This window comes from Devosia sp. MC1541, assembly GCF_012847305.1.
GTDB lineage: Bacteria > Pseudomonadota > Alphaproteobacteria > Rhizobiales > Devosiaceae > Devosia.
Genome location: NZ_JABBDZ010000037.1, coordinates 1 through 4,465 on the forward strand (window position 1 = coordinate 1; position 4,465 = coordinate 4,465).

The 4,465-nt window shown below is 60.5% G+C and carries 3 protein-coding genes and 4 pseudogenes; all 7 read left to right on the forward strand.

Going from position 1 to position 4,465, the window contains the following annotated elements; genetic code table 11:
- Positions 1-162, forward strand: a pseudogene (locus HKD40_RS17505) (IS481 family transposase); the annotation flags it as partial.
- A 45-nt stretch (positions 163-207) separates the two neighbouring features.
- Positions 208-342: pseudogene (locus tag HKD40_RS17510) on the forward strand (transposase); the annotation flags it as partial.
- 99 nt (positions 343-441) lie between these two features.
- Positions 442-822 (forward strand): transposase, encoded by a 381-nt coding sequence (locus HKD40_RS18125; RefSeq protein WP_282567914.1) that lies wholly within the window; start codon positions 442-444, stop codon positions 820-822.
- A 26-nt stretch (positions 823-848) separates the two neighbouring features.
- Positions 849-1,172 (forward strand): IS66 family insertion sequence element accessory protein TnpB, encoded by a 324-nt coding sequence (gene tnpB, locus HKD40_RS17520; RefSeq protein WP_169197055.1) that lies wholly within the window; start codon positions 849-851, stop codon positions 1,170-1,172.
- 69 nt (positions 1,173-1,241) lie between these two features.
- Positions 1,242-2,786: pseudogene (locus tag HKD40_RS17525) on the forward strand (IS66 family transposase).
- Between the two features lie 51 nt (positions 2,787-2,837).
- The gene (locus tag HKD40_RS17530) at positions 2,838-3,110 is read left to right on the forward strand and encodes a hypothetical protein (protein WP_169197056.1); all 273 of its coding nucleotides are present in this window, start codon (positions 2,838-2,840) and stop codon (positions 3,108-3,110) included.
- A 60-nt stretch (positions 3,111-3,170) separates the two neighbouring features.
- Positions 3,171-4,135: pseudogene (locus HKD40_RS17535) on the forward strand (IS3 family transposase); the annotation flags it as partial.
- Between the last annotated feature and the right edge of the window lie 330 nt (positions 4,136-4,465).

The window sequence follows — 4,465 nt, forward strand, 5'->3', positions numbered from 1 at the left end:
CGTCGGCACCTTCAGGACTTCATCGACGCCTACAATTTCGGACGAAGACTGAAGATGCTCAAGGGCCTCACACCCTACGAGTTCATCTGCAAGCAGTGGACTTCAGAGCCGGATAGATTCATCATCGGCCCACTCCATCAAATGCCGGGACTGAACACCTAGATTTGTAGACGCCTTCTTCCCTAATTTTGAGGTAAGGAGGCCTGTATGGGCAAAAGCAATTTTAGTGACGAGTTCAAGCGCGACGCGGTGCGCCAGATCACCGAGCGGGGCTATCCGGTTTCGGAGGTTTCGCAGCGCTTGAGCGTGAGTGCGCATTCGCTTTATGAGTGGCGCAAGAAGTACGTAAGCGCTGTCCCACCCCCATCTTCTGCCATGCTGTGAGCCATGAGATTGCGCACTGATTGATGTCAGTGCGGGAGTTTCTCCATGGACGCTCCAATGGAGCTTCTCACAAGTGGCGGGAGGCGGCGTCGCAATCGGCAGTGGCCTGATGAGGTGAAGGCGCGGATTGTCGCCGAGACGTTGCGACCGGGGGCGACCGTCAGTGAAGTTGCGGAGCGGCATGGGCTGAAGGCCAACCATGTCTCCTCTTGGCGAACCCTCGCGCGGAACGGGAAACTGGTGCTGCCGGCACCAGAGGATGCGGTGGAGTTTGCGATGCTGATGGTCGATCCCGTTGATGAGGCACTGGCGGCGGCGGAGCCGGCGGTATCGGCTGGGCCGGAGGTCGTGGTGGGTTCGGTGACCATCCGGCTGGAGCCAGGCGCTTCGGCGGCCCGGATTGCCTCGGTGGTCCACGCGCTGATGGCGGCCTCATGATCTTCCCCTCCAACCGAGTACGGATAATGGTGGCGACCAAGCCGATCGACTTCCGTAAAGGCCATGACAGCCTGGCAGCGATGGTGAAGAACGAGCTGCACAAGGACCCGTTCACCGGCACGGTCTTTGTGTTCCGCGCTAGGAAGACCGACCGGCTGAAGCTGCTCTACTGGGATGGCACCGGGTTGGTGATGGCCTACAAGCGGCTCGAAGAGCATGAGTTCACCTGGCCTGCAGTGAAGGACGGGCTGATGACGCTTAGCCACGCGCAGTTCGAGGCCCTGTTCTCCGGGCTCGACTGGCGGCGGGTTCGGGCTGTGGAAGCGCGGGCTCCGGAAGCCGTGGAATGACTTCGGCAGGATGACTCAGGGCTTGTCTTTTTGCGGGAATGGCGGCGCCTGATCTGGTAGATTCCGGTCATGCTGGATACCGCCGAACTCCCCGACGACATTGCCGCCCTCAAGGCGATGCTGGTCGCTGCGGCGTTGCGCGATCAGCGCAAGGACGAGCGGATCGCCCAGTTGGAAAAGCTGGTTGCCGCGTTCAAACAAGCGGCCTTCGGGCGCCGATCGGAAAAGAGCGACCCGGACCAGTTCGAGCTGGCTTTGGAAGATCTGGAAACAGCCATCGCGGCCGTCCACGCCGAGGAAGAAGCCGAGGATCGCGCCGCCCGCCGACCGGCCAAGCGGCGCAGCGCCAATCGTGGTTCGCTCCCCAAACATCTGCCGCGGATTGAGGAGATCATCGAGCCTGAAAGCCTGGTCTGTGGCTGCGGCGGCGGTCTGCACTGCATTGGCGAGGACGTCTCCGAGCGGCTCGACGTGATCCCGGCCCAGTTCCGAGTGATCGTCACCCGTCGTCCCAAGTATGCCTGCCGCTCATGCACCGACGGCGTGGTGCAGGCGCCGGCACCTGCGCGGTTGATCCCGGGCGGGCTGCCGACCGAGGCCATGGTCGCCCATGTCCTGATCAGCAAATATGCCGATCATCTCCCGCTCTATCGCCAGGCGCAGATCTACAGCCGCCAGGGTGTTGATCTGGATAGATCAACACTGGCCGACTGGGTTGGTCGCGCTGCCTTCGAGCTGCGTCCGATCTACAACGCCCTGATGACGGACCTGAAACGGTCATCGAAGCAGTTCATGGACGAAACCCGCGCTCCGGTGCTCGATCCTGGGGCGTGAAAAACCAAGACCGGATACTTCTGGGCTTTGGCCCGCGATGATCGTCCCTGGAATGGCGCCGCACCACCCGGTGTGGCCTTCACCTATGCCCCGGGCCGAGGTGGCCTTCATGCCGAACGGATATTGCAGGGCTTTGGCGGCATTCTGCAGGTCGACAGTTATGCTGGCTACAATCGGCTGATCACGCCTGGACGCGTCGGCCCAGGTATCCAGCTCGCCTATTGTTGGGCCCATGCTCGCCGCAAGCTGGTTGAGATCACACGCGCCGGCACTGCCCCGATTGCAGAAGAGGGTGTGCGGCTCAGCGGCGAGCTCTATGCCATTGAAGCCGATATCCGAGGCTTGTGTCCGGATGACCGCCTCGCCGTGCGCCGAAAGCGGTCAGCACCGGCCGTGGCCCGGATAAAGGCATGGCTCGACCTTCATCGCGCCCGCGTCTCCGCAAAAGCGCCGCTCGGAGAAGCACTCAGCTACATCGCCAAATACTGGGCCGGGCTCGAGTTGTTCCTGACCGATGGCCGCATCGAGCTCGACAACAATGCCGTCGAGCGGACTATCCGTCCGATCGCGCTCAACCGGAAGAACGCGCTCTTTGCCGGTCACGACGCCGGTGCCGAGAACTGGGCCGTCATCGCCTCGCTGATCGAAACCTGCAAGCTGAACGGCGTGGATCCTCACGCTTGGCTGGCCGCGACACTCCATGCCATCGTCACCGGACATAGGCAGAGCCTGATCAACGAACTGCTCCCGTGGAACTATCCTGCAAGCCTGGGTGATTGACGCTGTTGGCTCTGGCGGCATAGTCACAAAACCACCAGCAACGAGGCCCCCATGAACGATCAAGACGACCCCAACCTGGTCACATCAGGAAAAAGCCAGCGGGTAGTGGTCGATGGTTATGCCTTCTTGATCAATATCCATCGGCTCGAAACGGATGAGACCTGGACCCTTGAGGTTGTGGATCACCAGAACGACAGCCACGTCTGGGACAATCAGTTCCAGACCGACAGCGAGGCGCGTGATGCTGCCTTGGCCGCACTGAAAAGCGAGGGAGCCATCACCTTTATGCGCGGCAACAACGTCGTGCAGTTCCCGGGACCCTGAACCTACGTGGCCGCAGAACACCGCTTACAGAAGTACGCATCGGAGGTTTCCAAAGGTGGGGATCAGGCCGATGAGATCCGGCAGCTGAAGCGAGAACTGGCGCGTGTCACCGAGGAGCGCGACATCCTAAAAAAAGCGGCCGCGTACTTCGCCAAGGATGCAAAGTGAGGTACGCGTTCGTTGCCGAGCATCGCCAGCAATTCTCGGTGCGCACCATGTGCCGGTGCCTGCACATCCACCCCAGCGGCTTCTATGCCTGGCTCAAAAGCCCCTTGAGTAAACGGGCCCAGGAAGACATTCGCCAGACCCAGCTCATCGAAGATGCCTGGAAGCAGAGCGGCAAGGTCTATGGCTACCGCAAGTTGCATGATGATCTGCTGGAACAAGGCGAGACCAGTTGTCCCAACCGCATTGCGCGTCTGGCCAGATTGGCCGGGATCAAGGCCCAGATCGGCTATCGGCGCCGGCCTGGCTCCTATGGTGGCAAGCCATCTGTTGTGGTCGACAACACCTTGGCTCGGCAGTTCGACGTCGAAGCGCCAGACACTGCCTGGGTGACCGACATCACCTATATCAAGACTATGGAGGGCTTTGCCTATCTGGCCGTGGTCATCGACTTGTTCTCCCGCCGCGTCATCGGCTGGTCACTGCAAAGCCGACAGACCAGCGAAGTTGTGCTTCAGGCTCTGTACATGGCGGTTTGGCGCCGAAAGCCACAGAATACGGTGCTGGTCCATTCCGACCAGGGCTCGCAGTTCACCAGCATGGATTGGGCCAGCTTCCTACGGCACCACAATCTAGTTCACTCAATGAGCCGGCGCGGCAACTGTCATGACAATGCGGTGGCCGAAAGCTTCTTCAACCTGCTCAAACGCGAGAGGGTCAGGCGCCGGACCTATCGAACACGGGACGAAGCGCGCCAGGATGTGTTCGATTACATCGAAATGTTCTACAACCCGACACGCAAGCACGTCCGCAACGGCATGCTCTCACCCGTCGAGTTCGAACGGCGACACCAAATCTAACCCCGAAGGTGTCTACAGAACGCGGGGCTATTCATTGAGTTGAACCAAATCTTCGAGCACGAGCCACACACTACACCGCTTCCAATAAGTGAGATTTGCGCATCGCACAGTCACTGACTTCTTCACTGCGCTCGAGGTGGCAGCACGCCTCAGTTAATCCAGCTTTGACACAAGCGTATCGCGATGCGACCCGCGATAAAAACTGAACCGCGCCGGGTTTGCCGGAAGCTGATTTCGGTTAGTTACGCGGCCATGGCGTCAGTTTCCAGAGCGGCGTAGAAGTTGACCTCGGCCTCTGCGGGCGGGATGTTCCCGATCGGCTCGAGCAGG

Excerpts from the sequence above, each read along its gene's own strand:
- tnpB (WP_169197055.1), top strand. The coding sequence starts at position 849 with ATGGTGGCGACCAAGCCGATCGACTTCCGTAAAGGCCATGACAGCCTG.
- HKD40_RS18125 (WP_282567914.1), top strand. The coding sequence starts at position 442 with ATGGAGCTTCTCACAAGTGGCGGGAGGCGGCGTCGCAATCGGCAGTGG.
- HKD40_RS17530 (WP_169197056.1), top strand. The coding sequence starts at position 2,838 with ATGAACGATCAAGACGACCCCAACCTGGTCACATCAGGAAAAAGCCAG.